Source organism: Ralstonia sp. 22086, assembly GCF_052045975.1.
Classification (GTDB): Bacteria; Pseudomonadota; Gammaproteobacteria; order Burkholderiales; family Burkholderiaceae; genus Ralstonia; species Ralstonia wenshanensis.
In genome coordinates this window covers 847310-870406 of record NZ_JBQEPZ010000001.1, presented here as the reverse complement: position 1 = coordinate 870406, position 23097 = coordinate 847310, and the positions used below count along the sequence as shown (strand labels likewise).

Annotated in this window: 20 protein-coding genes and 3 tRNA genes; 16 read left to right on the top strand and 7 right to left on the bottom strand. The window is 64.2% G+C overall.

Annotated features, from left to right (window positions below; genetic code table 11):
* Positions 1-24: 24 nt before the first annotated feature.
* Both ACTJK6_RS04055 and ACTJK6_RS04050 read left to right on the top strand, forming a co-directional pair.
* Positions 25-1233 (top strand): porin, encoded by a 1209-nt coding sequence (locus tag ACTJK6_RS04055; protein ID WP_440816787.1) that lies wholly within the window; start codon positions 25-27, stop codon positions 1231-1233.
* Positions 1233-2174: an aldose 1-epimerase gene (locus ACTJK6_RS04050; RefSeq protein WP_440838391.1), complete on the top strand. Its 942-nt coding sequence runs from the start codon at positions 1233-1235 to the stop codon at positions 2172-2174. Before ACTJK6_RS04055 ends, ACTJK6_RS04050 begins: the two co-directional genes overlap by 1 nt.
* A gap of 286 nt (positions 2175-2460) precedes the next feature.
* Here the strand turns inward: ACTJK6_RS04050 and ACTJK6_RS04045 are convergent.
* Positions 2461-2536 (bottom strand) — tRNA-Lys (locus ACTJK6_RS04045).
* Between the two features lie 39 nt (positions 2537-2575).
* Positions 2576-3502, bottom strand: coding sequence for a LysR family transcriptional regulator (locus ACTJK6_RS04040; protein ID WP_433866798.1), 927 nt, complete (start codon positions 3500-3502; stop codon positions 2576-2578).
* A gap of 92 nt (positions 3503-3594) precedes the next feature.
* Between ACTJK6_RS04040 and ACTJK6_RS04035 the strand changes: the two genes are divergently transcribed.
* Both ACTJK6_RS04035 and ACTJK6_RS04030 read left to right on the top strand, forming a co-directional pair.
* Positions 3595-4698 carry a YeiH family protein gene (locus ACTJK6_RS04035; protein ID WP_440838390.1) on the top strand — a complete coding sequence of 368 codons (1104 nt, stop codon included), beginning with the start codon at positions 3595-3597 and terminating at the stop codon, positions 4696-4698.
* A gap of 149 nt (positions 4699-4847) precedes the next feature.
* Positions 4848-5582, top strand: a complete 735-nt coding sequence (locus ACTJK6_RS04030) for a DUF899 domain-containing protein (protein ID WP_440838389.1) — start codon at positions 4848-4850, stop codon at positions 5580-5582.
* A gap of 39 nt (positions 5583-5621) precedes the next feature.
* On the opposite strand, the gene ACTJK6_RS04025 is transcribed toward ACTJK6_RS04030, so the two are convergent.
* The 5 genes from ACTJK6_RS04025 to ACTJK6_RS04005 form a co-directional block, all read right to left on the bottom strand.
* Positions 5622-5712, bottom strand: a tRNA-Leu gene (locus ACTJK6_RS04025).
* A 79-nt stretch (positions 5713-5791) separates the two neighbouring features.
* A tRNA-Asn gene (locus ACTJK6_RS04020) sits at positions 5792-5867 on the bottom strand.
* Positions 5868-5977: 110 nt separating this feature from the next.
* Complete coding sequence (gene fdxA, locus ACTJK6_RS04015) at positions 5978-6307, bottom strand: ferredoxin FdxA (RefSeq protein ID WP_004626101.1); 330 nt, start codon at positions 6305-6307, stop codon at positions 5978-5980.
* A gap of 178 nt (positions 6308-6485) precedes the next feature.
* Positions 6486-8180, bottom strand: a complete 1695-nt coding sequence (gene recJ / locus ACTJK6_RS04010; RefSeq protein ID WP_440818229.1) for a single-stranded-DNA-specific exonuclease RecJ — start codon at positions 8178-8180, stop codon at positions 6486-6488.
* Between the two features lie 12 nt (positions 8181-8192).
* Positions 8193-9272, bottom strand: coding sequence for a hypothetical protein (locus ACTJK6_RS04005; RefSeq protein WP_316877868.1), 1080 nt, complete (start codon positions 9270-9272; stop codon positions 8193-8195).
* A 71-nt stretch (positions 9273-9343) separates the two neighbouring features.
* Between ACTJK6_RS04005 and ACTJK6_RS04000 the strand changes: the two genes are divergently transcribed.
* The 12 genes from ACTJK6_RS04000 (at position 9344) to ACTJK6_RS03945 (ending at position 23093) form a co-directional block, all read left to right on the top strand.
* Positions 9344-10594: a lipoprotein-releasing ABC transporter permease subunit gene (locus ACTJK6_RS04000; protein WP_253536806.1), complete on the top strand. Its 1251-nt coding sequence runs from the start codon at positions 9344-9346 to the stop codon at positions 10592-10594.
* Positions 10587-11315, top strand: a complete 729-nt coding sequence (gene lolD, locus ACTJK6_RS03995; protein WP_440838388.1) for a lipoprotein-releasing ABC transporter ATP-binding protein LolD — start codon at positions 10587-10589, stop codon at positions 11313-11315. The genes ACTJK6_RS04000 and lolD overlap by 8 nt, the downstream gene beginning before the upstream one ends.
* Before the next feature lie 84 nt (positions 11316-11399).
* Entirely contained in the window at positions 11400-12212 is an 813-nt protein-coding gene (locus tag ACTJK6_RS03990) for a TatD family hydrolase (RefSeq protein WP_440818230.1), read from the top strand.
* A 9-nt stretch (positions 12213-12221) separates the two neighbouring features.
* Positions 12222-14744: a DNA internalization-related competence protein ComEC/Rec2 gene (locus tag ACTJK6_RS03985; protein ID WP_440838387.1), complete on the top strand. Its 2523-nt coding sequence runs from the start codon at positions 12222-12224 to the stop codon at positions 14742-14744.
* Between the two features lie 105 nt (positions 14745-14849).
* On the top strand, positions 14850-16334 hold the full coding sequence (locus ACTJK6_RS03980; RefSeq protein ID WP_260802704.1) for a circularly permuted type 2 ATP-grasp protein: 1485 nt from the start codon (positions 14850-14852) through the stop codon (positions 16332-16334).
* Positions 16335-16399: 65 nt separating this feature from the next.
* Positions 16400-17350 (top strand): alpha-E domain-containing protein, encoded by a 951-nt coding sequence (locus ACTJK6_RS03975; protein WP_232042438.1) that lies wholly within the window; start codon positions 16400-16402, stop codon positions 17348-17350.
* Positions 17351-17407: 57 nt separating this feature from the next.
* Positions 17408-18253 carry a transglutaminase family protein gene (locus ACTJK6_RS03970; protein WP_343619079.1) on the top strand — a complete coding sequence of 282 codons (846 nt, stop codon included), beginning with the start codon at positions 17408-17410 and terminating at the stop codon, positions 18251-18253.
* A gap of 83 nt (positions 18254-18336) precedes the next feature.
* Complete coding sequence (locus ACTJK6_RS03965) at positions 18337-19239, top strand: peptidase (RefSeq protein WP_316868760.1); 903 nt, start codon at positions 18337-18339, stop codon at positions 19237-19239.
* A 17-nt stretch (positions 19240-19256) separates the two neighbouring features.
* Positions 19257-20078, top strand: coding sequence for an alpha/beta fold hydrolase (locus ACTJK6_RS03960; protein ID WP_440076910.1), 822 nt, complete (start codon positions 19257-19259; stop codon positions 20076-20078).
* Between the two features lie 91 nt (positions 20079-20169).
* Complete coding sequence (locus tag ACTJK6_RS03955) at positions 20170-21834, top strand: CTP synthase (protein ID WP_232042442.1); 1665 nt, start codon at positions 20170-20172, stop codon at positions 21832-21834.
* A gap of 21 nt (positions 21835-21855) precedes the next feature.
* The gene (gene kdsA, locus ACTJK6_RS03950) at positions 21856-22710 is read left to right on the top strand and encodes a 3-deoxy-8-phosphooctulonate synthase (RefSeq protein ID WP_316877855.1); all 855 of its coding nucleotides are present in this window, start codon (positions 21856-21858) and stop codon (positions 22708-22710) included.
* Between the two features lie 92 nt (positions 22711-22802).
* The gene (locus ACTJK6_RS03945; protein WP_440076911.1) at positions 22803-23093 is read left to right on the top strand and encodes a DUF1330 domain-containing protein; all 291 of its coding nucleotides are present in this window, start codon (positions 22803-22805) and stop codon (positions 23091-23093) included.
* Positions 23094-23097: the final 4 nt, after the last annotated feature.

Here is a 23097-nt window from a genome sequence, read left to right as displayed (position 1 = left end):
CAGGAGATTTCAGAGATAACAACGATGAAGACGACACGAGCCAAACGTTCCTTTTCGATCCGCCCGGTCTACGCATCGGTTGCGCTGCTTTGTGCGGGCGCTTCGATGCACGCCGCAGCGCAAACGTCGGTCACGCTGTATGGCGTGGTCGACAATGCCTTTGCTTATTCGAGCAACCAGGGCGGCCACTCCAATGCCTACATCAACTCGGGCGCCTTGCTGGCCAGCAAGTTCGGCCTGTATGGCACGGAAGACTTGGGCGGCGGCAACACTGCGCTGTTCCGGCTGGAGAGCGGCTTCAATGCCGACACAGGGCAGCAAGCCCAGGCTGGCTACATCTTCAACCGCCAGGCCTACGTCGGCCTGAGCAACACGAACTACGGCCAGGTCACGCTCGGTCGTGCGTACACGCCGTACTTCCAGTACGTCGCATCGCTGGGCCCGACCAACGTGCTGACGGGTGCCACCGGCGCGCACCCCGGCGACGTCGATGCGTTGGATACCACGCTGCGCTTCAACAACTCCATCACCTACACCACGCCGGTGTGGGGTGGTCTGCAAGCGGGCGTGCAATACGGCTTTGGTGAGCAGGCGGGCAGCGTTTCCAACGGCAGCAGCGTGAGCACCGCGTTGCGCTATGACTATCAGGCTTTCTCGTGGGGCGTTGGCTATACGCGGCTGAAGAACGTGTCGAGCGGCTCGACGGCCGGCAACTTCAGCAACGTCGGGACGTTCGCCAACAACTCGCCGGTCAACTCCGGCTATGCCACGGCCGACTCCGCGCAGCTCATCGCCACGGCCGCGCGCTATACGTTCGGCAAGCTGATGGTGGGTCTGAACTACTCGAACGTTCAGTACAAGCCGGGCGCACTGTCGCTGTTCACGCAGTCGGCCACGTTCAATACGGTGGGCGCGATTGCCACCTACGATCTGACGCCGGCATTGCGGCTCGCTTTCGGCTACAGCTACACGGCTGAGAAGGCGCGCAACGGTATCAGCTCGCCGGCCAAGTACAACCAGTTCTCGATGGAGCAGTTGTATTCGCTGTCCAAGCGCACCGCGTTCTATGCGATCCAGGCGTACCAGCGCGCCAACGGCCAGACGCTGCGCGCTTCGGGGACGAGCACATCCATCGTGGATGCGGTGGCGTCGGTGGGCGACTCTCAGAACGGCACGCCGTCGAACGGGCGCAGCCAGTTCGTGGGCATGGTCGGCATTCGGCATTCGTTCTGATGGATAGCAAGACCAAGACTTGGCTTGCGCCGGGGCCAATACATACGCTGCAGGCCGGTGCGCTGACGATGGATGTCGCGCCGGCGGCAGGTGGCCGCATTGCCTCGCTGGCTTCGACCAGCGAGGGCGGCCGGCGGGTCGACTGGTTGGCGCCGATGTCGCCCGATTGCCTGCGCGGCGGTTTCGACGGGCTGGCGTGGCCCAAAGCCGGGTGCTATCCGCTGCTGCCGTTCTCCAACCGCATCCGCGATGGACGCTTCCATTGGGACGGCCGCGAGGTCCGTCTTGCACCGCATCCGGGCCAGGCGCATGCCATGCACGGGTTGGCGCACGCACGTGCCTGGACAGTGAAGCAGGTCACGGCGTCGTCGATCGAACTCGGTTTGCGCTACGTGCCCGAGGCAGACAACTGGCCCTGGCCGTTCACTGCCACCCAAACGCTGGTGCTGAGCGAATCCGGCCTGGATGCCGTCATGACCCTGCGCAATGACGGCGACAGCAGCATGCCGGCCGGTGGCGGCTTTCATCCGTACTTTGCGCGCACGCCCGATACGCGCGTGCAGTTCGATGCTGCGACGATGTGGCCAACGGATGCCGGTGAAGTTGCCGTCCGCCGCGAGCCGATCACGGCGCGGGAAGATTTCCGCCACGCCCGCGCATTGCCGGACGCAGCGCTCAGTGTCTATTACAGCGAATGGCGGCAGCGTGCCGTGGTGTCGTGCGCGGGTGGGGTGCTTACGCTCAGCGCCGATGACCCGCTCGACCACTTCATCCTGCACGCGCCGCACGCGCAGCCATATTTCTGCCTGGAGCCTATTTCGCACGTGGCTGACGCGATCAACCTGGCGGCCCAAGGATGGGAAGGCACGGGCCTGCGTGCTTTGGCGCCCGGAGAGACGCTGCAGATGCGCATGCAATTGCGCATCGAATCCACGGCCTGAAATGCGTCGCCGCGCTAGCGGCGCTCGCTGGCCCACAGCGCCTCTTTGTCGAACCGCGCCGTCAGGAAGCCGGTGAATGCGCTCACCTTGGCAGGCAGGTGGGCGCGTTGCGGTTACACCGCGAAGATGTCCGCCGCGGGCAGCGGCTGGGGAGAGGACTCTGCGGATCGATCGGCCGGCGCCACAAGCGTCGGCCGCTTTGTTTTCTGCGCACTGAAGCAAAAGCGCATCGCAAATTGCGCAAATAAAAAAGGCCCGACAGTTGCCTATCGGGCCTTTCATATTCTGGTGGGGCGTGAGTGACTCGAACACTCGACCTACGGATTAAGAGTCCGCTGCTCTACCAACTGAGCTAACGCCCCGCGAAGAAGTGAGACTATATCAACCTTTTTCGGATCGCGCTAGTCTTCTGCGCGAATTTTTTTCGAATCGGTTGTGTGACCGCGCAGCACGTCGATGAATTGCGTGAGCCCGTGTGTCGGATGCTTGTCGCGATGCCGCACGATCAGCAGCGGCCGGGCGATACGCGGCAGGCCGCTGTCGACCACGACCAGCCGGCCGTCGCGCAAGGCGTCGGCCACCACGTGGCGCGACAGGCAACTGATGCCGTAGCCTGCCGCCACCGTGCGCTGAATGGCCTCGGAGTGGCCGAGTTCAAGTGCCACATGCAGCGGCCCGACCACCGAAGCGATGCGGCTGTCGATCAGTTCGCGCGTGCCGGAGCCGGGTTCGCGCATCAGCCAGCCCGCTTCGCGCAGCGCCGCGTGTGAGACGGGCCCGGTTCCTCGCGTGAGTGGATGCCCCGGCGCGGCCACGATCACCATCTCATCGTCGATCCACGTTTCGATTTCCAGCGCTTCGCCGCGGCAGGTGCCCTCAATCAGGCCGATGTCGACCTCGAAACGCTGCACGGCATCGACCACGTCCTGCGTATTGCCGATCAGCACATCGAGCTGGCTGTCGGGTGCGATCTCGTGCCGGAAGCCCGCGAGCAGGGCGGGCAGCACGTAGTTGCCGATCGTGCTGCTGGCCGCGAGCTTCAGGCGCACGTTCGGCTGGGCGGTCGCGTGTTCCAGTGCATCGGCGTGATCGAGCAGCGCCTGTGCCTGGGGCAGAAGCTGTCGGCCCAGCGCATTCAGATGTAGACGGCGCGCATGCCGGTCAAACAGCGGATGTCCGAGGGTGGATTCCAGTTCCGCCAGCGCCGCGCTGACGGCCGATTGCGACAGGCCAAGAGCTTCACCGGCCGCAGTGGTCGTTTCACTGCGTGCGATGGCGGCGAAGACAGCCCATTGCCGCAACGTGACGCGAGGCGCCTTATTATCCATAAAAGTGGTTGGAATGACGAAAATTACCTGTTTTACATGTTATCACGATCCGCATATCGTTATGCGTATAGCGAATAAGCAAGGCGAATGTGATGACGATTGCACAGAAGCAGTTGGCGCCCCAGGGCGTGACAGCAGGATTCGACGGCCGGACGCTCGTCAGCGTGGGGGTGTTGTTCGGGTGTGCGGGGATTGCGGTGGCGCTCGGTGCCATGCCGTGGGCAGGGCATCTGGGCTTGAGCGCACTGACGCTTGCCATCCTGCTCGGCATGGCCGTCGGTCATGTGCCGGGGCACCAGCGTTGGCTGACCCCAGGGGCAATCCAGTTTGCCCGCCATACACTGCTGCGCGCGGGCGTGATTCTCTACGGCGCCCGGCTGACGCTGGCGCAGATCCACGATCTGGGGACTTCGGGCGTGGTGATTCCTCTGCTGGTATTGGCCGCGACGATGCTGGCCGGTACGTGGATCGGCACGCGTTGGTTTCGCCTCACGCGCTCACAAGCTGTGTTGGTAGCGGCTGGCAGTGCGGTGTGTGGGGCGGCGGCCGTGCTGGCCGTTGCGCCAGCGGTGAAGGCCTCACCACGCGAAACGGCCGTGGCGATCGCCAGCGTGGTGCTGTTCGGCACGATCGGCATCTTTCTGTATCCGTGGCTGTACGCGCTTGTTACGCATGCCGGTGTGGCCATCACGCCAGAGCACTTTGGTGTCTACATCGGTTCGACGATGCACGAGGTCGCGCAGGTGATTGCCGCCGCGCGTCCGTTAGGCGACGACGCCACCAACGCGGCGGTCGTGAGCAAGATGGTGCGTGTGCTGGCGCTGGCTCCTTTGCTCGTGGTGCTTGCGTGCACAACCCCCGATCAAGGTCAAAGTTCGGCTTCGTCGCCTTCTGAGAGTGCGCTTCGCAAGGCCGCTGGCCACGCCTGGAAAGCGATGCCCTGGTTTGCGGTGGGGTTGCTCGTCGTGACGCTGCTGAATTCCGCTGGCGCGATCCCCGCCGCATGGCATGCCCCCATCGACGCCATCGACACCGCCATGCTCGCCTGCGCGATGTTTGCCATCGGCACGCAAACGCATGTGCCGATGCTGCTGAAGTCCGGTGTGCGTCCGCTGCTGTGCGCCGCAATCCTGTGGGTGGGGCTGGTGGGTGGCGGTGCGCTCCTCAACGTGGGCGTGCGCTGGCTGGTGGGCTGATCCGGCACCTGAAGTTGGATGTACAGAGGCGGTTGATTCTCTTCGATGGCGCGCAAGTCGCATCCGGTTGGCGACTTGCGCGCCGCGGCTTTTCATTCGAACGCAGCCGCCTAGTATGAAGTCCTGAGTCTTAGGACAGAGGGGCAATCATGCAAACGCATCCCGTAGTTTCAAGAGACGAATGGTTCATCAAACGCCGAGCGTTGCTGGCGCGCGAGAAAGAGGCCATCCACCTGCGCGACGCTGTCAACGCCGAGCGCCAAGCGCTGCCGTGGGTCAAGGTCGATACGGAATACATATTTGAATCATCGGAAGGCAAGAAGACGCTGGCCGAGCTGTTCGACGGCCGCAGCCAGTTGGTGGTCTACCATTTCATGTTCGGGCCCGACTGGGATGCGGGCAGCCCAGGGTGCTCCTTCTTCGCCGATGATGTTGGCGGCATGCTCACGCATCTGAACCACCATGACGTGACGTTCGTCGCCGTGTCTCGCGCGCCGATGGGCAAAATCGCCGCCTACAAGAAGCGCATGGGCTGGCAATTCCCGTGGGTCTCATCGTTCGGCACAACGTTCAACCACGACTATCGCGTGAGCTTCTCGCAAGACGAACTCGCCAGCGGCTCGGTCGACTACAACTACACGGCCACGCCCCGTGAGCAAGCCCACGACGAACTGCCCGGCATGAGCGCGTTTTACAAGGACGAGGCGGGCGACGTCTTCCACACGTTCTCGACGTATGCGCGCGGCTTGGAAGACATGGTGGGGACACTGCTGCTGCTCGACCGCGCGCCACTGGGTCGCAACGAGACCGGCCCGCTGTCATGGGTGCGCCGTCACGACGAATATGAAGATGCACCGAAGGTGCGCGGCTGCTGCGCGGCGTAAGGGACTGAAGCGCAACGGAGGCAGAAGCGAAGAGGGGATTGGTGCCCGGAGCCGGGATCGAACCGGCACGCGCCGATTAGGGCGCAGCGGATTTTAAGTCCGCGGTGTCTACCAATTTCACCATCCGGGCATGACGATCGATGCAGACAATACACGCACCAATGCCACAAATGAAAACGCCCCGCACGAAGCGAGGCGTTTTGTTATTTTGGCTCCCCGACCTGGGCTCGAACCAGGGACCTACGGATTAACAGTCCGGCGCTCTACCGACTGAGCTATCGGGGAATCGCTGCAACAGCGAAGAAATGAATTCTAGCTAGTTTCTGATCTGCCCGTCAACACCTTTTTTGCGATGCACTACAAAAAGTGTGTCGGGCAAGTGCGCTCAATCGCGTTCAGCCGCGGTCGAGATACTGCTCCTTGTCCTTCACGTCCTTCCAGTCGTCCGCGTCGGGCAGGGGTTGCTTGGTCTTGGTGATGGAAGGCCAGCCGGCTTGAGCCAGTTCAACATTGATGGCGATCCACTTCTGCTGATCAGCGGGCACGTCTTCTTCCGCATAGATGGCGTTGACCGGGCATTCGGCCACGCAGACGGCGCAGTCGATGCACTCGTCCGGATCAATCGTCAGGAAGTTCGGGCCTTCACGGAAGCAGTCGACGGGGCAGACGTCCACGCAGTCGGTGTACTTGCAGCGGACACAGCTTTCGGTAACGACGTGAGTCATTTCGCTTGGAAGTTGAAGCTAGGAATTCGTGGGGCGCGCGACCATGGAGGCTTACGCGCCTCCATGCCGGCAATCCCGCATTGTAACGCACCGACCGTGCCCGACTGCTGCGTCATTGGTGCGCCGTCAGACAGTTTTCGCATGTGTTTATGCGTTGGCGCAAGGTTTGACCCATTCGCTATTGCGCATGCTCGATCACCATCTGGACGCGCGTGATGCCGTTGAAGGTGTTGTTGTCGAGCCGGTAGGCCACATACGCCGAGGCGCCGAGCGGCTCCGCGTGGTTGAACCAGATCGCGTCGAAATGCTGCTTGCCGCGGCCGAGCTTGAGCTTCAGGTGCTTCTCTTTCAGTACGGCCTGCGATAGCACATCGAACTCGCCGCAGAAGCTTGGTGCCGGAAAGCCCTGACCCCAGACCTGGGTTTCGAGCAGCTCGACGAACTGCGGTGTGAAGCATTCGGGGTCGGCCTCGCCATCGGTTTCGAGCACGCGTGAGAGCAGCGCCTCGGTCAGCCATTCGCGGCCGACGGCCTCGAAGGTGGTGACGAATGCATCGAAACCGTCTTCGCGCAGCGTGAGCCCAGCCGCCATGGCATGGCCGCCGAACTTCACGATAAGCCCCGGGCTGCGCTTGTGTACGGCGTCTAGTGCATCACGGAGGTGGAAGCCGGGAATCGAGCGGCCCGAGCCCTTGATGACGCCGTCGTCGCCGGGTGCGAAGGTGAAGACCGGGCGGTGGAATTTGTCCTTGATACGCGAGGCGACGATGCCGATCACGCCCTGGTGCCACGTTTCGTTGTAGACCGCGATGGTGTGCCGGCCGGCGCCATCGAGGGCGTTCATGCTGTCGAGGATGGCGAGGGCTTCCTGCTGCATGCCGGCTTCGATCTCGCGGCGCTCGCGGTTCATGCCGTCAAGTTCGGCGGCGATGGACATGGCGCGGTCGTAGTCGTCGGTGAGCAGGCATTCGATGCCGAGCGACATGTCGGCCAGCCGCCCGGCGGCGTTCAGGCGCGGGCCAAGGCCGAAGCCGAGATCGAACGTCGACGCGCGGCGCGCCTCGCGGCCGGCCACGCGGAACAGCGCGGCGATGCCCGGGCACATCCGCCCCGCACGCATGCGCTTGAGACCCTGCGCGACCAGCAGACGATTGTTGGCGTCGAGTTTGACCACGTCGGCCACGGTGCCGAGTGCCACCAGATCGAGCAGCGCATCGAGGCGCGGCTGATCTTGCGGCGTGAACACGCCGCGCTTGCGCAGCTCTGCCCGCAGCGCCAGCAGCACGTAGAACATCACGCCCACGCCCGCCAGATTCTTGCTCGGGAAGCCGCAACCCGGCTGGTTCGGGTTGACTATCACGCGCGCCTCGGGCAATTGCGCGCCGGGCATGTGGTGGTCTGTCACGACAACGTCGATGCCCAGCGCGTTGGCGGCCGCCACGCCCGCCACGTCGGCGATGCCGTTGTCGACGGTGACCAGCACGTCGGGCTTCTCGCGCGCAGCGAGCGCCACGATTTCGGGCGACAGGCCGTAGCCATACTCGAAGCGGTTCGGGACGATATAGCTGACCTGCGCGCCCAGCATGCGCAAGCCACGCACGCCCACGGCGCAGGCGGTGGCACCGTCGCAGTCGTAGTCGGCAATGATCAGCAGGCGCTTGTTGGCGGCGATGGCGTCGGCGAGGTAGTGGGCTGCGTCGTCAATGCCCTTGAGTTGCGCGGGGGGCAGGAGGTCGGTCAGCTCGGTCGATAGTTCGTCGGGCCGGGCGACGCCCCGGGCGGCGAGGATGCGTGCGAGGACTGGATGGATGCCGTGGCCGGCCAGCGTGGTGGCGGCGTCTGCGGAATGCGAACGGACAGCGATGCGGGTCATGCAGGATCAGGCTCAAGCGGCCATGGAAAGCGGGGAGAGCGCATCACGCAAGGTGCGTGGACGACTGAAGCGGCGCAGCCAGCCGAACGGGCCGTTGGCGAGCTCGCGGCGCGTGACGCGGTAGTGGGCGTAGTGCGAGTCGCCGGTCAGCACGAGCGAGACGGCGTCGATTCGGCCGTCCGCCAGCGCATCGGCGGCGGGGGTAAACCAGTCGCGGTCGTAAGCGCGGAGGGTTTCGATCCAGTCGTACCAGTCGGCGGAAAGATATGGCTTGCCGGCGTCGCCCAGCAGCACGGCGGCGCTTGTGTCGTCGAACGGCACAGCAGCCAGCGTTTCCGCGCAGAGTTCGGTGGCGTTGCCGGCGTGACACAGTCCGGCGAAGAATGGATCAGCGCCGATCATGCGCTCCGCAATGGGGCGGGCATCGACCAGCGCGCCCTGGCCGAATAGCCAGACCGAGTTGACCGGCAGCAGGCCGCGCGCCTCGCGTGCCTGATTGACGGGGTGGTCGTACCACGTCATCTGGATCTCGTTCTGGAACTTGCGCCAGGCGCGCTCCTGCTCGCCCTTGTGCATCCAGATGTCGATGTTGTGGCCGGTGGCGCGCTGCGGCGCGGCGGCAATCAGGTCGCCAAAGGGCGAATCGGCGACGTACCAGCGCGCGGCGTGCGTGGCATCGAGCGTGATGCCCATTTCGGCAACCAGCGGGGCGATGGCGGCGCGCAGGGCGTCGGCGTCGGCGGCTTCTAGGCGGAGCTGGGCCGGGTCGAGCATCACCAGATGGTCGCGGGCGGCGTGGATGTGGACCGGCTGCAGGCAGGCCCAGGTGCGCGTGTCGGCGGTGCCGCCATCCGCCAGGCGCATGTACGGCGCCGACGGCAGCGGAGAAATGGGCAGCCCGGCGTGCTTGGCCAGCCAGCGCTCGTGCGGCAGCGTGGGCAGGTAGGCGTCGTCGTGGCGCTCGCGTTCTGCTTCGCGCGCACGAGCAAGCAACCTTTCCAGGCCCGGCAAGGTCAATTGACGATAAGCGTCGTCCGCCACCTCGGCAGCGGGCGCGCAAAACGGGACAATCAGGGTGAGTTCAGGAATCATGGCTCCGAGATTGTAAACTTCCGGCTCGTCGGCCAGTGAGCCGGACAAATCACACCCACGGGGAATCCCCTTTGAAACTTCCATACGAATGGCAGATCGGCTGGCGGTATACACGCGCAAGCAAGCGCGCCAGCCGCAACAGCTTCATCTCTTTCATTTCGCTCATCTCCATGCTCGGCATTGCGCTCGGGGTGGCGGCGCTGATCATCGTGCTCTCGGTCATGAACGGCTTCCAGAAGGAGGTGCGGGACCGCATGCTGTCGGTGCTGGCGCATATCGAAGTGATGGCGCCGAACAGTCTGCCGGACTGGCAGCGTACCGCCAATGAGGCGATGCAGAACAAGGAAGTCATCGGCGCGGCGCCGTACGTGGGCGCGCAGGCCATGATCACGCGTGACGAGGCGGTGCGCGGTGTGCTGCTGCGCGGCGTGTCGCCCGCCGACGAGCCGAAGGTGTCGGACATCGCCAAGGACTTCAAGACAGGCACGATCGACGACCTGAAACCGGGCGAATTCGGCATCGCCCTGGGCAGCCAGCTCGCCAACGGCCTGGGCGTGCACCAGGGGGACAAGGTCACGCTGGTGGCGCCGCAGGGCACCATCACCCCGGCGGGCGTGTTGCCGCGCCTGAAGCAGTTCACCGTGACGGGGATCTTCGAATCGGGCCACTACGAGTTCGACAGCTCGCTGGCGCTGATCAACATGGAAGACGCCGAGCGCCTGTTCCGCCTGGACGGCCCGACCGGCGTGCGCCTGAAGCTGGTGGACATGGACCGAGCCCCGCAGGTGGCCGAAGCCCTGTCGCGCACGCTGACCGGCGAGCTGTACATCCGCGACTGGTCGCGCCAGAACCGCAACTGGTTTGCCGCCGTGAAGACCGAGAAAAAGATGATGTTCATCATCCTCACGCTGATCATCGCCGTGGCGGCGTTCAACCTGGTGTCTACGCTGGTGATGACGGTGACGGACAAGCAGGCTGACATTGCCATCCTGCGCACCATGGGCGCACAACCGGCATCAATCATGAAGATATTCATCGTGCAGGGCGTGGCGATCGGTTTTATCGGCACATTGCTGGGCGTCGGCTTCGGCACGCTCATCGCGTACAACATCGACGTGATCGTGCCGTTCATCGAGCGTCTCTTCCACGTGCAATTCCTGCCGCGTGACATCTATTTCATCAGCGAACTGCCCTCGGACCCCCGCGTGAACGACATTGCGACCATTGGCATCATCTCCTTCATCCTCGCCTCGGTGGCGACGCTGTATCCAAGCTGGCACGCTTCGCGCGTGAATCCGGCGGAGGCACTGCGCTATGAATGAGGCCGTCATGACTTCCATGGAAGCGCCGGCCGCGGCGCCGCAGGGTGTGGTGGTGCAAGCCGAAGGGCTGTCCAAGTCGTTCCGCCAGGGCGGCCTGAACGTAGATGTGCTCAAGGGCGTGGACATCCGCATCGGCGTGGGCGAGAAGGTCGCCATCGTCGGCGCCTCGGGCTCGGGCAAGAGCACGTTGCTGCATGTGCTGGGCGGGCTGGATGAGCCGACGTCGGGCCGCGTCTCGCTGCTCGGCAAGCCTTTCACCGCAATGAAAGAGCGCGAACGCAATACGCTGCGCAACCGGGCGCTGGGCTTCGTCTATCAGTTCCACCATCTGCTGCCGGAATTCACGGCGCTGGATAACGTCGCGATGCCGCTGCGCATTCGCGGCGTGGAAGAGGCGCAAGCGCGCCACACCGCACAGGCGATGCTCGAACGCGTGGGTCTGGGCCCGCGCACGGCACACCGTCCGGGCGAGCTGTCCGGCGGCGAACGCCAACGGGTGGCGATTGCGCGTGCGCTGGTCGGGTCTCCGGCTTGCGTGCTGGCTGACGAGCCCACCGGCAACCTGGACGACCACACGGCCGGTGAAGTGTTCGACCTGATGCTGGAACTCACGCGCACGCTTGGCACCAGCTTTGTCATCGTCACGCACGATATCGAGTTGGCAGGCCGTTGCGATCGCATTTTCCGCCTGCGAGAGGGCCATCTGCACCAGGAGCGCTGAGTCGGGTGGCACGATCGGAAAAGGCGGATTCCAGAACACCCCGCTTTCCGGTACGTTGCCGCCTTTTCCAACGCAGAACGGACTATGTGGATCGATACCCATTGCCACCTCGACGCCAGCGACTTTGATACCGACCGTGATGCGATCGTTGCGCAGGCGCGTGCGGCGGGGGTCAACCTCATTGTCGTGCCGGCGGTCGCACGCTGGAATTTCGATGCGGTGCGGGCGCTGGCCCATCAGCATGCCGGGTGCAGTTATGCGCTGGGCATCCATCCAATCTACGCCGCGCAGGCCAGCGACGACGATCTGCTCGAGTTGCGCCGCCAGATCGCCGCGTCAATGGACGACCCGCGTTTCGTGGCCGTCGGCGAGATCGGCCTCGATTTCTTCATTCCCGACCACGACGTCGAACGGCAGACCGCCGTGTTCCGCGCGCAACTGCGCATCGCACGCGAATTCGATCTGCCTGTGCTGATGCACGTGCGCAAGTCGCAGGACCAGGTGCATAGCGCCGCCGCCAAGGCGGGCGTGCGTGGTATTGCGCATGCGTTCAACGGCAGCCCGGAACAGGCGCGTCGCTTTGTCGATTCGGGCTTCAAGCTCGGGTTTGGCGGCGTCTTTACCTTCTCGCGTGCCAACCGGGTGCGTCGGCTGGCGCAGGACATGCCGATCGAGTCGATCGTGCTGGAAACCGACGCGCCCGACCTGGCCCCCGCCTGGCTTGCCGACGACCAGTTCGGCGAGCAGGGCGCTGCGCGCAATGCACCCGCCGAAGTCGCTCGTATCGCCGAGGCGATGGCGCAACTGCGCGGCATCTCTATCGACGCGCTGGCCGCCCAGGCACGCCGCAACAGTATCGAAGCCATTCCTCGCTTGGCTGCGCTCCTGCACGCTTGACGCTCGCACATGCGTCTTGGGTTGATCGGCTTCGTTGCCGGCTGCGTGGCATTGCAGATGCAGGCGGCGCTGCCGCCGGTTTGGCAGCCGCTTTGCGTGCTCGTGCTCTGTCTGTCGCTGGCGGCCGTCATGCGGCGTCGACCAGCGCTGTTTCCCGTGTTGCTCGTCGCCAGCACCGTTGCGGCTGGTTTCGGCTGGAGCGACTGGCGCGCGCAGCAGCGCATGGCCGTGGCGCTCAGTCCTGCGTGGGAAGGCAAGGACATCATCGCGACCGGCGTGGTGGCCGAGCTGCCGCAGACGGGCGATGAGGCCACGCGTTTTCTCTTCCACATCGAATCCAGCAATGCGGGTGATGCCGTGCCGCCACGCGTGCGCCTGTCCTGGTATGGCACGCGGAACTGGGGCAACGTGGGCGAAGAGGGCGCAAAGCCCGATCGACGTGCCGGCATCCCCGATCTGCAACCCGGCCAGCGCTGGCAACTGACGCTGCGCGTCAAGCGCCCGCACAGCCTGACCAACCCCGGCGGCTTCGATGGCGAATACGCGATGCTGGCCGACGATATCCGGGCCGTCGGCTATGTGCGTACAGGCAAACGCGCGCAGAACATCGCGCTGGATGAGGAGGGTGCCGGGTTTGGAATTGGCGTGGAGCGCTGGCGTGCCAGCGTGCGGCGCCACATCTTGGCCGCGTTGCCCGATGCACGCTACGCGGCTGTCATGGTGGCGCTCGTGGTGGGCGACCAAAGCGGCATCGCCCGCGACGACTGGGGCCTGTTCCGCCGCACAGGCATCAGCCACCTTGTCAGCATTTCAGGGTTGCACGTCACGATGATCGCCGGGCTGTTTGCCGCGTTGTGGATGGCGTTGTGGCGCCGGTCGTTCGGGTTGGCGCGCTGGCTGCGCACGCCGTTGCCGCTGCGTATGCCTACCCCGCGCGCAGGTGCCGTCGCGGCCATGTTGGGGGCGTTCGGCTACTGCTTGCTTGTCGGCATGGGCGTGCCAGCGCAGCGCACGCTGCTGATGCTGTCCACCGTAGCCATCGCCCGGCTGACCGATCGCAATGTGCCGGCCAGCCTGTCGCTGTGCTGGGCGGCGGCAGTGGTGGCGATGGTGGACCCGTGGGCAGTCATGTCGGCGGGGTTCTGGTTGTCGTTCGGCGCGGTGGCGATCATCTTCTTCGCCGCCCGAATGGCTGTCGATGACACGCGCAATGGCGAAGTCGACGGCAAATTTGAAGGCATCCGCCGAGCGGTGGTTGGTGCTACGCGGATTCAGTTTGCCGTCACGTTCGGCTTGTTGCCGTTGACCTTGCTGCTGTTCCAGCAGACGTCGGTCGTCTCTGCGGCGGCCAACGGGCTGGCGATCCCCATGGTCAGTTTCGTGACGACACCGTTGGCGCTGATCGGCGCAGCGCTCCCTGATCCGCTGGCGCAGCCCGTGCTGATGTTGGCCGAGGCGAGCTTCCGCTGGCTGGCGGTTTGGCTTGAGTGGCTGGCGCAGCCGCGCTGGGCGGTGTGGGTTGCGCCGGCCGCGCCCAAGTGGGCGTTGCTGCTGTCGTTGCTTGGCGTAGCGCTATTGCTGGTGCCCGGTGGCGTGCGTGCATGGGCGTGGCGCGCTCAGGGCGCCTTGCTCCTCTTGCCGCTGGTGCTGGCGCGGGTGCCAATGCCATTACCCGGCGAATTCCGGCTTGTCGCGTTCGACATCGGGCAAGGTGCCGCAGCATTGGTCGAAACCGCCAACCATCGTCTGCTGTTCGACACCGGCCCGCGCTACGGCGATCACGCGGATGCTGCCGCCCGCGTCATCGCTCCTTACCTGCGCAGCCACGGCGTGGAATCGCTCGACACGCTTGTCGTCAGCCACGAAGACAGCGACCACGCCGGTGGCACCGAAACGGTGATCGGTGCGGTGCCGGTGCGCACCATGTTGGCGTCTTTGCCTCCGGGACACGCCTTGCGCGGCGTGGCCGATGAAAGCGGCGTCCGCTTTGCCGATTGTTTGGCTGGGCAAACATGGACGTGGGACGGCGTTGTCTTTGAGGTGCTGCACCCCCTGCGCCTGCCCGCTGAAAGCGAGCGCGTGTCCAGCAATGCTCGCAGTTGTGTGCTGCGTATCGCCAATGGCCGCCATGCTGCGCTGCTGACGGGCGATATCGAAGCCGCCCAGGAAAGCGCCCTGATCGCCGCTGAAACGCCTGAGCGACTGATGGCAGACATCTTGCTTGTGCCGCATCACGGCAGCAAGACAAGCTCCAGCGGCGCGTTCTTGGACGCGGTTTCTCCGCAGGTGGCGGTTTTCCAGGTCGGCTACCGCAATCGGTACGGACATCCGCATCCGCAGGTCTGGCAGCGCTATGTGGCGCGCGACATCGACGGTTTGCGCACGGACAAGACCGGTGCCGTCGTCATCGAGACCGGCGGCGATGTGCTGAACGTCCAGACCGCGCGCACCATGCGGCCGCGGTACTGGTCTTCCGCGCAGGAAGTCGAACCCCTGGCAACGGCCGCCGGCGCCGTCGACGCCCAGCCGTGAAACTTGGTGGCATAACGGGTTGGCCCCATTGTGGGGGTCAAAACCGCTGTGCTATAAAAACCACGTGCCGCGTACATCGCGCGGCGCCGTCAGGGGGAGAAAAGCATGGCAGTCCGGTTCTACGATGAAATGCTCAACTGGCATGACGGGGGCCGCAACCCCCATGCCGCCGAACCGGCCCCGGCAGCACTCGTCCAGCAGGGCGAGGTACGCGGCCACTACGGACGTTTCGCCGAATGGCTGGGCGCGCAATCGGCCACGACGCTGCAGAACAAGCGCGCCGAGGCAGACCTGATCTTCCGCCGCGTCGGTATCACCTTTGCTGTGTACGGCGACAAGGACGAATCGAACAGCGGCACCGAGCGCACGATTCCGTTCGACATCATTCCGCGCATCTTCCCGGCCAGCGAGTGGGCCACGCTCGAGCGCGGCCTTCGGCAACGCGTCGATGCGCTCAATCGCTTCCTGCACGACATCTATCACGAGCAGAACATCCTGCGCGCCGGTGTCATTCCGCCCGATCAGATCTACAACAACGCCCAATACCGCCCCGACATGCTCGGCGTGGACGTGCCGCGCGACATCTACGCGCACGTGGCCGGCATCGACATCGTGCGTGCCGGCGAGGGCGAGTTCTACGTGCTGGAAGACAACCTGCGCGTGCCATCGGGTGTGTCGTACATGCTGGAAAACCGCAAGATGATGATGCGGCTGTTTCCGGAGCTGTTCGCGCGCAATCGTGTGGCGCCCGTCGCGCATTACCCCGACATGCTGCTCGACATGCTGCGCAGCGTGTCGCCGCAGAACATCGCCGACCCGACGGTGGTGGTGCTTACGCCCGGCATGTACAACTCGGCGTATTTCGAGCACGCGTTCCTTGCGCAGCAGATGGGCGTGGAGCTGGTGGAGGGGCACGATCTTTTCGTGCAGGACGATCACCTTTATATGCGCACGACGCAGGGCCCGCAGCGCATCGACGTCATCTACCGCCGGGTGGACGACGACTTCCTCGATCCGCTGGTGTTCCGCCCGGATTCTTCGCTGGGCGCGGCTGGGCTGCTGTCGGTCTATCGCGCGGGCAACGTCACCATCTGCAATGCCATCGGCACCGGCGTGGCAGACGACAAGTCGATCTATCCGTACGTGCCGGACATGATCCGCTTCTACCTCGGCGAGGAGCCGATCCTCAATAACGTGCCGACGTACATGTGCCGTCGCCCCGACGACCTGCAATACGTGCTCGACCACATGGGCGAACTGGTGGTCAAGGAAACGCACGGTGCAGGCGGCTACGGCATGCTCGTCGGTCCGGCGGCCACGCAGGAGGAGATTGCCGCTTTCCGTGAGGTGGTGAAGGCTCGCCCCGATCAGTACATCGCCCAGCCAACCCTGGCACTGTCGACTTGCCCGACGTATGTGGAAGCCGGTATCGCGCCGCGCCATATCGACCTGCGGCCGTTCGTGCTATCCGGCAAGGATGTGCGCATGGTGCCCGGTGGCCTGACGCGTGTGGCGTTGCGCGCCGGCTCGCTGGTGGTCAACTCGTCGCAGGGCGGCGGGACGAAGGATACGTGGGTGCTGGAGCGCTGAACGCTCGCGCAGTGTCGCAACAGGCAATCGATCAATCGCCTATCGAATACGTAGAAGGGAACGCCATGCTCAGCCGCACCGCAGACCACCTTTTCTGGATGGCGCGCTACACCGAACGCGCCGAGAACACCGCCCGCATGCTCGACGTGAACTACCAGACCTCGCTGCTGCCGCAATCCGCGGAAGTGGCCGAGCAGGGCTGGTGGGCAATGCTCGACATCTCCGAACTGACGCAGGTCTTTGACGAGCGCTATGGCCTGCTCTCGCGCGACGATGTGATCGATTTCATGGTGCGCGACATGACCAACCCGTCGTCGATCATGAGCTGCCTGCGCGGCGCGCGCGAGAACGCCCGGGCGGTTCGCGGCTCCATCACGACCGAGGTTTGGGAGACCATCAACACCACGTGGCTGGATGTGCAGCGCCTGATTGCCGAAGGCATGCTGCGCGATGATCCGTCTCAGTTCTTTGAGTGGGTGAAGTTCCGCTCGCATCTGTCGCGCGGCGTGCAGGTCGGCACCATGCTGACGGACGACGCGTTCCATTTCATGCGCCTGGGCACGTTTCTGGAGCGCGCCGACAACACTGCGCGGCTGCTGGACGTGAAATTCCAATCAACGCCTACGCGCGATGAAACGGCGGCGGAGCAGGGCGACTTCTACCATTGGGCTGCCACGCTGCGCTCGGTGTCGGGCTTCGAGGTCTACCGCAAGATTTATCGCAACGTCATCACGCCGACGCGCGTGGCGGAGCTGCTGATTCTGCGCAGCGACATGCCGCGGTCGCTGCTGGCCAGCATGGACGAGGTGGTCGAGATTCTTTCGACAGTGCGCAACAGTCAATCGGCAGAGACTGAACGTCGCGCTGGTAAACTGCACGCCGACCTGCGGTACGCCCGCATCGAAGATATTTTTGCTGTTGGCCTGCATGCCTGGCTGACCAACTTCCTGGAGCGGATAGGCGACCTAGGCAACGGCATCAGCCAGGATTTCCTGGTGCCGCTCGAGGTGGCGTGACGTGCAGGACAACGTGCATACATCGGGGCGCCGCTTTCGGGTGGCGCCCGTGTCATCGTGAAATACCAAATTCGACATACGACGGTCTACCGTTATGCCGAGCCGCTGCGCCACAGCGTGCACGAGCTGCGGCTGACACCTCGCAGCGGCGAGCTGCAGCAGGTGGACACCTGGCAGATCCATGCGCCCGGTAACCTCACGCGCGCCACCGACGGTTTCGGCAACGTCGTTCATCACTTCACCCTCGGCAACCGTACGGAAGACGTCATCATCGACGCGCGCGGCGTTGTCGAGGCGTTTCCTGCGGGCTCGCCGGGCAGTCAACGGTTTGTCGATGCGCCTGGGCAAGGGCGCTATCGCGTATCGCCGCTGTACTTTTTGAGTGCCACGCCGCTGACTTCCGCGCCGCCCGAGATGATCAACTTCGCGCGCGAGCACGCGCTGGTGCTCGGAGACGCGGAATCTGCCGTGCGGCTTGCGCAAGCTATCGCCAAGCGCGTGAGCTATAAGCCGAATACCACTCACGTCGGCACTACCGCAGCGGAGGCGTTTGGCCTGGGCACGGGCGTATGCCAGGACCAGGCGCAGGTGATGGTCGCGTGCTGCCGGGCGTTGGGCGTGCCGGCGCGCTATGTCAGCGGCTATTTCCACGCCGTGGGCGAAGAAGACCTCGCCAGCCACGCGTGGGCCGACGTTTGCCTCGATGCCGAATCGCACATCTGGTGCAGCATCGACGTCACCCACCAGTGCTTTACCGATGCCCGCCACATCCGGTTGGCGGTCGGGCGCGATTACCAGTCGGCAGCACCGGTACGCGGCGTGCGGCAGGGCGGGGGTGCCGAGACGCTGGATGTCAGCATTTCCATTGAGCCATTGCCCGTCGAGGCGGCTCGAGTGAATTGAGCACCTCTTCCAAGCGCGCGGATGGGTTCCGATCGGCGCGCTAGAATGCCTTCAACCTACCGATTCCGTTTGTTGCTTCGCCCATGACTTATTGCGTCGCCATGCGCCTGGACGCAGGCCTTGTGTTCCTGTCCGATTCCCGCACGAATGCGGGCGTGGACGCCATTTCCACGTTTCGCAAGATGACCGTGTTCGAGCGCGAAGGCGATCGCGTCATGGTGCTGCTGACGGCCGGTAATCTCGCCATCAGCCAGGCGGTGCGTCAGGTGCTGACCGAAGCGCGCGGCAAGCCCCGCTCGCTATGGACGGCGCGGGACATGTTCGAGGCAGCCACAATCGTTGGCGAGGCCGTGCGCGATGTCTACGACCGCGATGCCGCGGCGCTGGCCAAGGCCAAGATCGACTTCAACGTCAGCATCATCTTTGGCGGGCAGATTGGCGCAGAGCGCCCGCGCCTGTTCAACGTCTACGCAGCAGGCAACTTCATTGAAGCCACGCCCGAGAACTGCTACTTCCAGATCGGCGAGGCCAAGTACGGCAAGCCGATCATCGATCGCGTGGTCAGCCCGGGGCTGCCGCTGGACGAAGCCGCAAAGTGCGCGCTGATCTCGATGGATTCGACGCTGAAGTCGAATATTTCCGTGGGTTTGCCGCTGGATTTGCTGGTCTATGAGGCCGACTCCCTGCGTGTGACGCGCTTTGTCGCCATCGACGAAGAGAACCCATATTTCACGATGATTCGCGGCACGTGGGGCAAGCGCCTGCGCCAGGTGTTTGCCGAGATCGACGATCCGGACTGGGAAACCGGCACTTCGCCTTCGCACCCGTTGCGCCGCGAGGGCCATTCTTCCGCAGAGGTCGAGCCCGTGCGCATTGCACCGCCCGCCGCCGACGTTCCAGCCGCGCCGGATCGTGCGCCCGGCCCAGCGTTGGAGCAGGTGTCCACGATCCAGCGCGTGGCTGGCGGATCGCAAAAGTCGCACTGAACGGCACAGGATCTGCGATGCGCGATGTGATGCTTTTTTCGCATGCCAACGGCTTTCCCGTGGGGACGTATCGCAAGATGCTGGGCGTGCTGGGTGACGAATTCGACATCCGCGCCGTGGAGCGTTTTGGTCACGACCCGCGTTTTCCAGTGACCCGTTCGTGGCCCGGTCTGGTGAAGGAGCTGCTCGCCGAAATCGACGCGCAGGCGGAGCCGGTCTGGCTGGTGGGCCATTCGCTGGGCGGCTTCTTGAGCTTGATGGCGGCGCTGCGCCGGCCCGAGCGCGTGCGCGGCGTCGTGATGCTCGATTCGCCGATCATTGCCGGGTGGCGCGCCAAGCTGCTGCGCGTGGCGCAATGGCTGGACATCGATGAGAGCCAATCGCCTGCTGCAGCGACGAAGAACCGGCGCCATCTGTGGCCCGATCGCGACGCCGTCTGGAGCCACTTCAAGGCCAAGCGCAAGTTCGATCGTTGGGACGAAGACGTGCTGCGCGATTATGTCGAACATGGCACCGAGCCCACGGGCCGTGACCACGAGCGCACACTGCGTTTCTCACGCGAAATCGAATACCAGATCTACCGGACGTTGCCGACCAACATGGGGCGCAAAGTCGCGGGCGGCACGGCGTTCCCCGTCAGCTTTGTGGCGGGCACCCGTTCGCGCGAGATTCGCCAGGTCGGGCTGGGTGCCACCCGGCGCATCGTCGGCGGCAGGCTGCGCTGGATCGAAGGTAGCCATCTTTATCCAATGGAAAAGCCGCTCGAAACGGCTGAGTTGATCCGCGAATTGATCAACGAAATGCGCGCCAACACAGGCGCCATGCGGCACGCCGCATAGGCGAGGCTGGTCGGGGGCAAATTCCACCGTTCTGTCACGGATTGGTGAGGGGACCTTTGCTATAATCCGGCTTTCCCCGGCAAGCTAGGTCATGACCAAGTTCGTATTCGTTACCGGTGGCGTAGTGTCCTCACTCGGCAAGGGCATCGCCGCCGCCTCGCTCGCGGCCATTCTTGAGTCGCGCGGCCTCAAAGTCACCCTCCTCAAACTCGATCCTTACATTAACGTCGACCCGGGCACGATGAGCCCGTTCCAGCACGGCGAAGTGTTTGTGACCGAGGACGGCGCAGAAACCGACCTCGATCTTGGCCATTACGAGCGTTTTGTCTCGGCCAAGATGCGCAAGGCGAACAACTTCACCACCGGCCAGATTTACGAATCCGTGATCCGCAAGGAGCGTCGCGGCGAGTATCTCGGCAAGACGGTGCAGGTCATTCCGCATATCACCAACGAAATCCAGGCGTTCATCGAGCGCGGTGCAGCGGCTTCGCACGACGGCAAGGCCGATGTGGCGATCGTGGAAATCGGCGGTACGGTGGGCGATATCGAATCGCTGCCGTTCTTGGAAGCCGCACGCCAAATGAGCCTGCGCCTGGGTCGCAACCAGGTGGCGTTCGCGCACCTGACGCTGGTGCCGTTCATTGCCAGCGCCGGCGAGCTGAAGACCAAGCCGACCCAGCACTCGGTGCAGAAGCTGCGCGAAATCGGCGTGCAGCCGACCGCGCTGCTGTGCCGCGCCGACCGCCCGATCCCTGACGATGAACGCGCGAAGATTTCCCTCTTTGCCAACATGCCGCAGGACGCGGTCATCTCGGTGTGGGACGTCGACACCATCTACAAGATCCCGCAGATGCTCAACGAGCAGGGGCTGGATCGCATCATCTGCGAAGAGCTGCGCATCGAAGCGCCGCCGGCGGACCTGTCGGTGTGGGCGCACATGGTGCACACGCTGGAAAATCCGCAGCACGAAATCACCATCGGCATGGTCGGCAAGTACGTTGACCTGACCGAGTCGTACAAGTCGCTGATCGAGGCGCTGCGCCACGCCGGCCTGCATACCTCGACGCGCGTCAATATCGAGTACATCGATTCCGAGGAGTTGGAATCGGGCCATACTCAGGTGCTGGACACACTGGATGCCATTCTGGTGCCGGGCGGCTTCGGCAAGCGTGGTACGGAAGGCAAGATCCGCGCAATTCAGTACGCCCGCGAAAAAGGCGTGCCGTACCTGGGCATCTGCCTGGGGATGCAGTTGGCCGTGATCGAATTCGCTCGCCATCTGGCCGGCATGAAGGACGCCAATAGCACGGAGTTCAACGACGAGACCGAACATCCGGTGGTCGCGCTCATCACCGAATGGCTGGACCGCGATGGCCGCGTCGAAAAACGCTCGGCCGACTCCGATCTGGGCGGCACCATGCGCCTGGGCTCGCAGCGCGTGCCGGTGCAATCCGGCACCAAGGCAGCGGCAATCTACGGCGCGGAAGTCAACGAGCGCCATCGTCACCGCTACGAGGTGAACAACCACTACGTGCCGCAGCTGGAAAAGGCCGGGATGATCATCTCGGCGCGCACGCCGTCGGAAAACCTGCCGGAAATGATGGAACTGCCGGCGTCGATGCACCCGTGGTTCGTCGGCGTGCAGTTCCACCCGGAATTCACCTCGACGCCGCGCGACGGCCACCCGCTGTTCAAAGCCTACGTTGAAGCCGCGCTGGCGCATCACCAGCAGAACACGCAACGCGCTGTCGCCTAAGCGCTGGCAGACGGGAACATCATGAAACTCTGCGATTTCGAAGTCGGCCTCGACAAACCGTTCTTCCTGATTGCCGGCACCTGCGTGATCGAATCGGAGCAGATGGCGATCGACACCGCCGGCACGCTCAAGGAAATCACGGGCGCACTGGGCATTCCGTTCATCTACAAGTCGTCGTTTGACAAGGCGAATCGGTCGTCGGACGCGTCGTTCCGCGGTCTGGGCATGGACGAGGGGCTGCGCATTCTGGCGGAAGTGCGTCGTCAGGTGGGCGTGCCGGTGCTGACCGACATCCACGACATCGACGAGATCAAGCCGGTGGCCGAAGTCGTGGACGTGCTCCAGACGCCGGCGTTCCTGTGTCGTCAGACCGATTTCATCCGTGCGTGTGCGCAGAGCGGCAAGCCCGTCAACATCAAGAAGGGTCAGTTCCTCGCGCCGCACGACATGAAGAACGTCATCGACAAGGCGCGTCACGCCGCCCGCGATGCCGGCCTGCCGGAAGACAACTTCATGGCCTGCGAGCGCGGCGCCTCGTTCGGGTACAACAACCTCGTGTCGGACATGCGCTCGCTGGCGATCATGCGCGAGACGGGGGCGCCGGTGGTGTTCGATGCCACGCATTCGGTGCAGTTGCCGGGCGGCCAGGGCACCAGCTCGGGCGGCCAGCGTGAGTTCGTGCCGGTGCTGGCTCGTGCCGCTATCGCCGTAGGGGTTTCGGGCGTCTTCATGGAAACGCACCCGGATCCCGCATGCGCAAAATCAGATGGCCCGAATGCCGTGCCGCTGCGCCGCATGAAAGACTTGCTGTCAGTACTGAAAGAACTGGACGCGCTCACCAAGCGCAGCGGTTTCCTGGAAAATCAGTTCGACTGATTCTTCCCGATGACCGGCGGCTCCACTAGCCGCCGCAGTCGTTTTCGGTTCAGCCCAGTTCAGTTTTCGTTTCGGCATCCGGAGAGAGACACATGGCCGCTGGCTACATCCTCGCGTACGTGGACGTGACAGACCCCGTGCAGTACGAGCAATACAAGACGCTGTCGACCAAAGCCATGCAATCGCATGGCGCCGAGCCGCTGGTGCGCGGCGGCAAGACGGAGCAGTTGGAAGGCGAGTGGAACCCTACCCGCATCGTTGTGCTCAAGTTTCCGAGCTACGACGCTGCCAAGTCGTTCTACGACAGCGAGGAGTATCTCGCTGCGCGCAACGCGCGCGCCAAGGCTGCCAACATGAACATGATCGTGGTCGAAGGCGTTTGAGCTG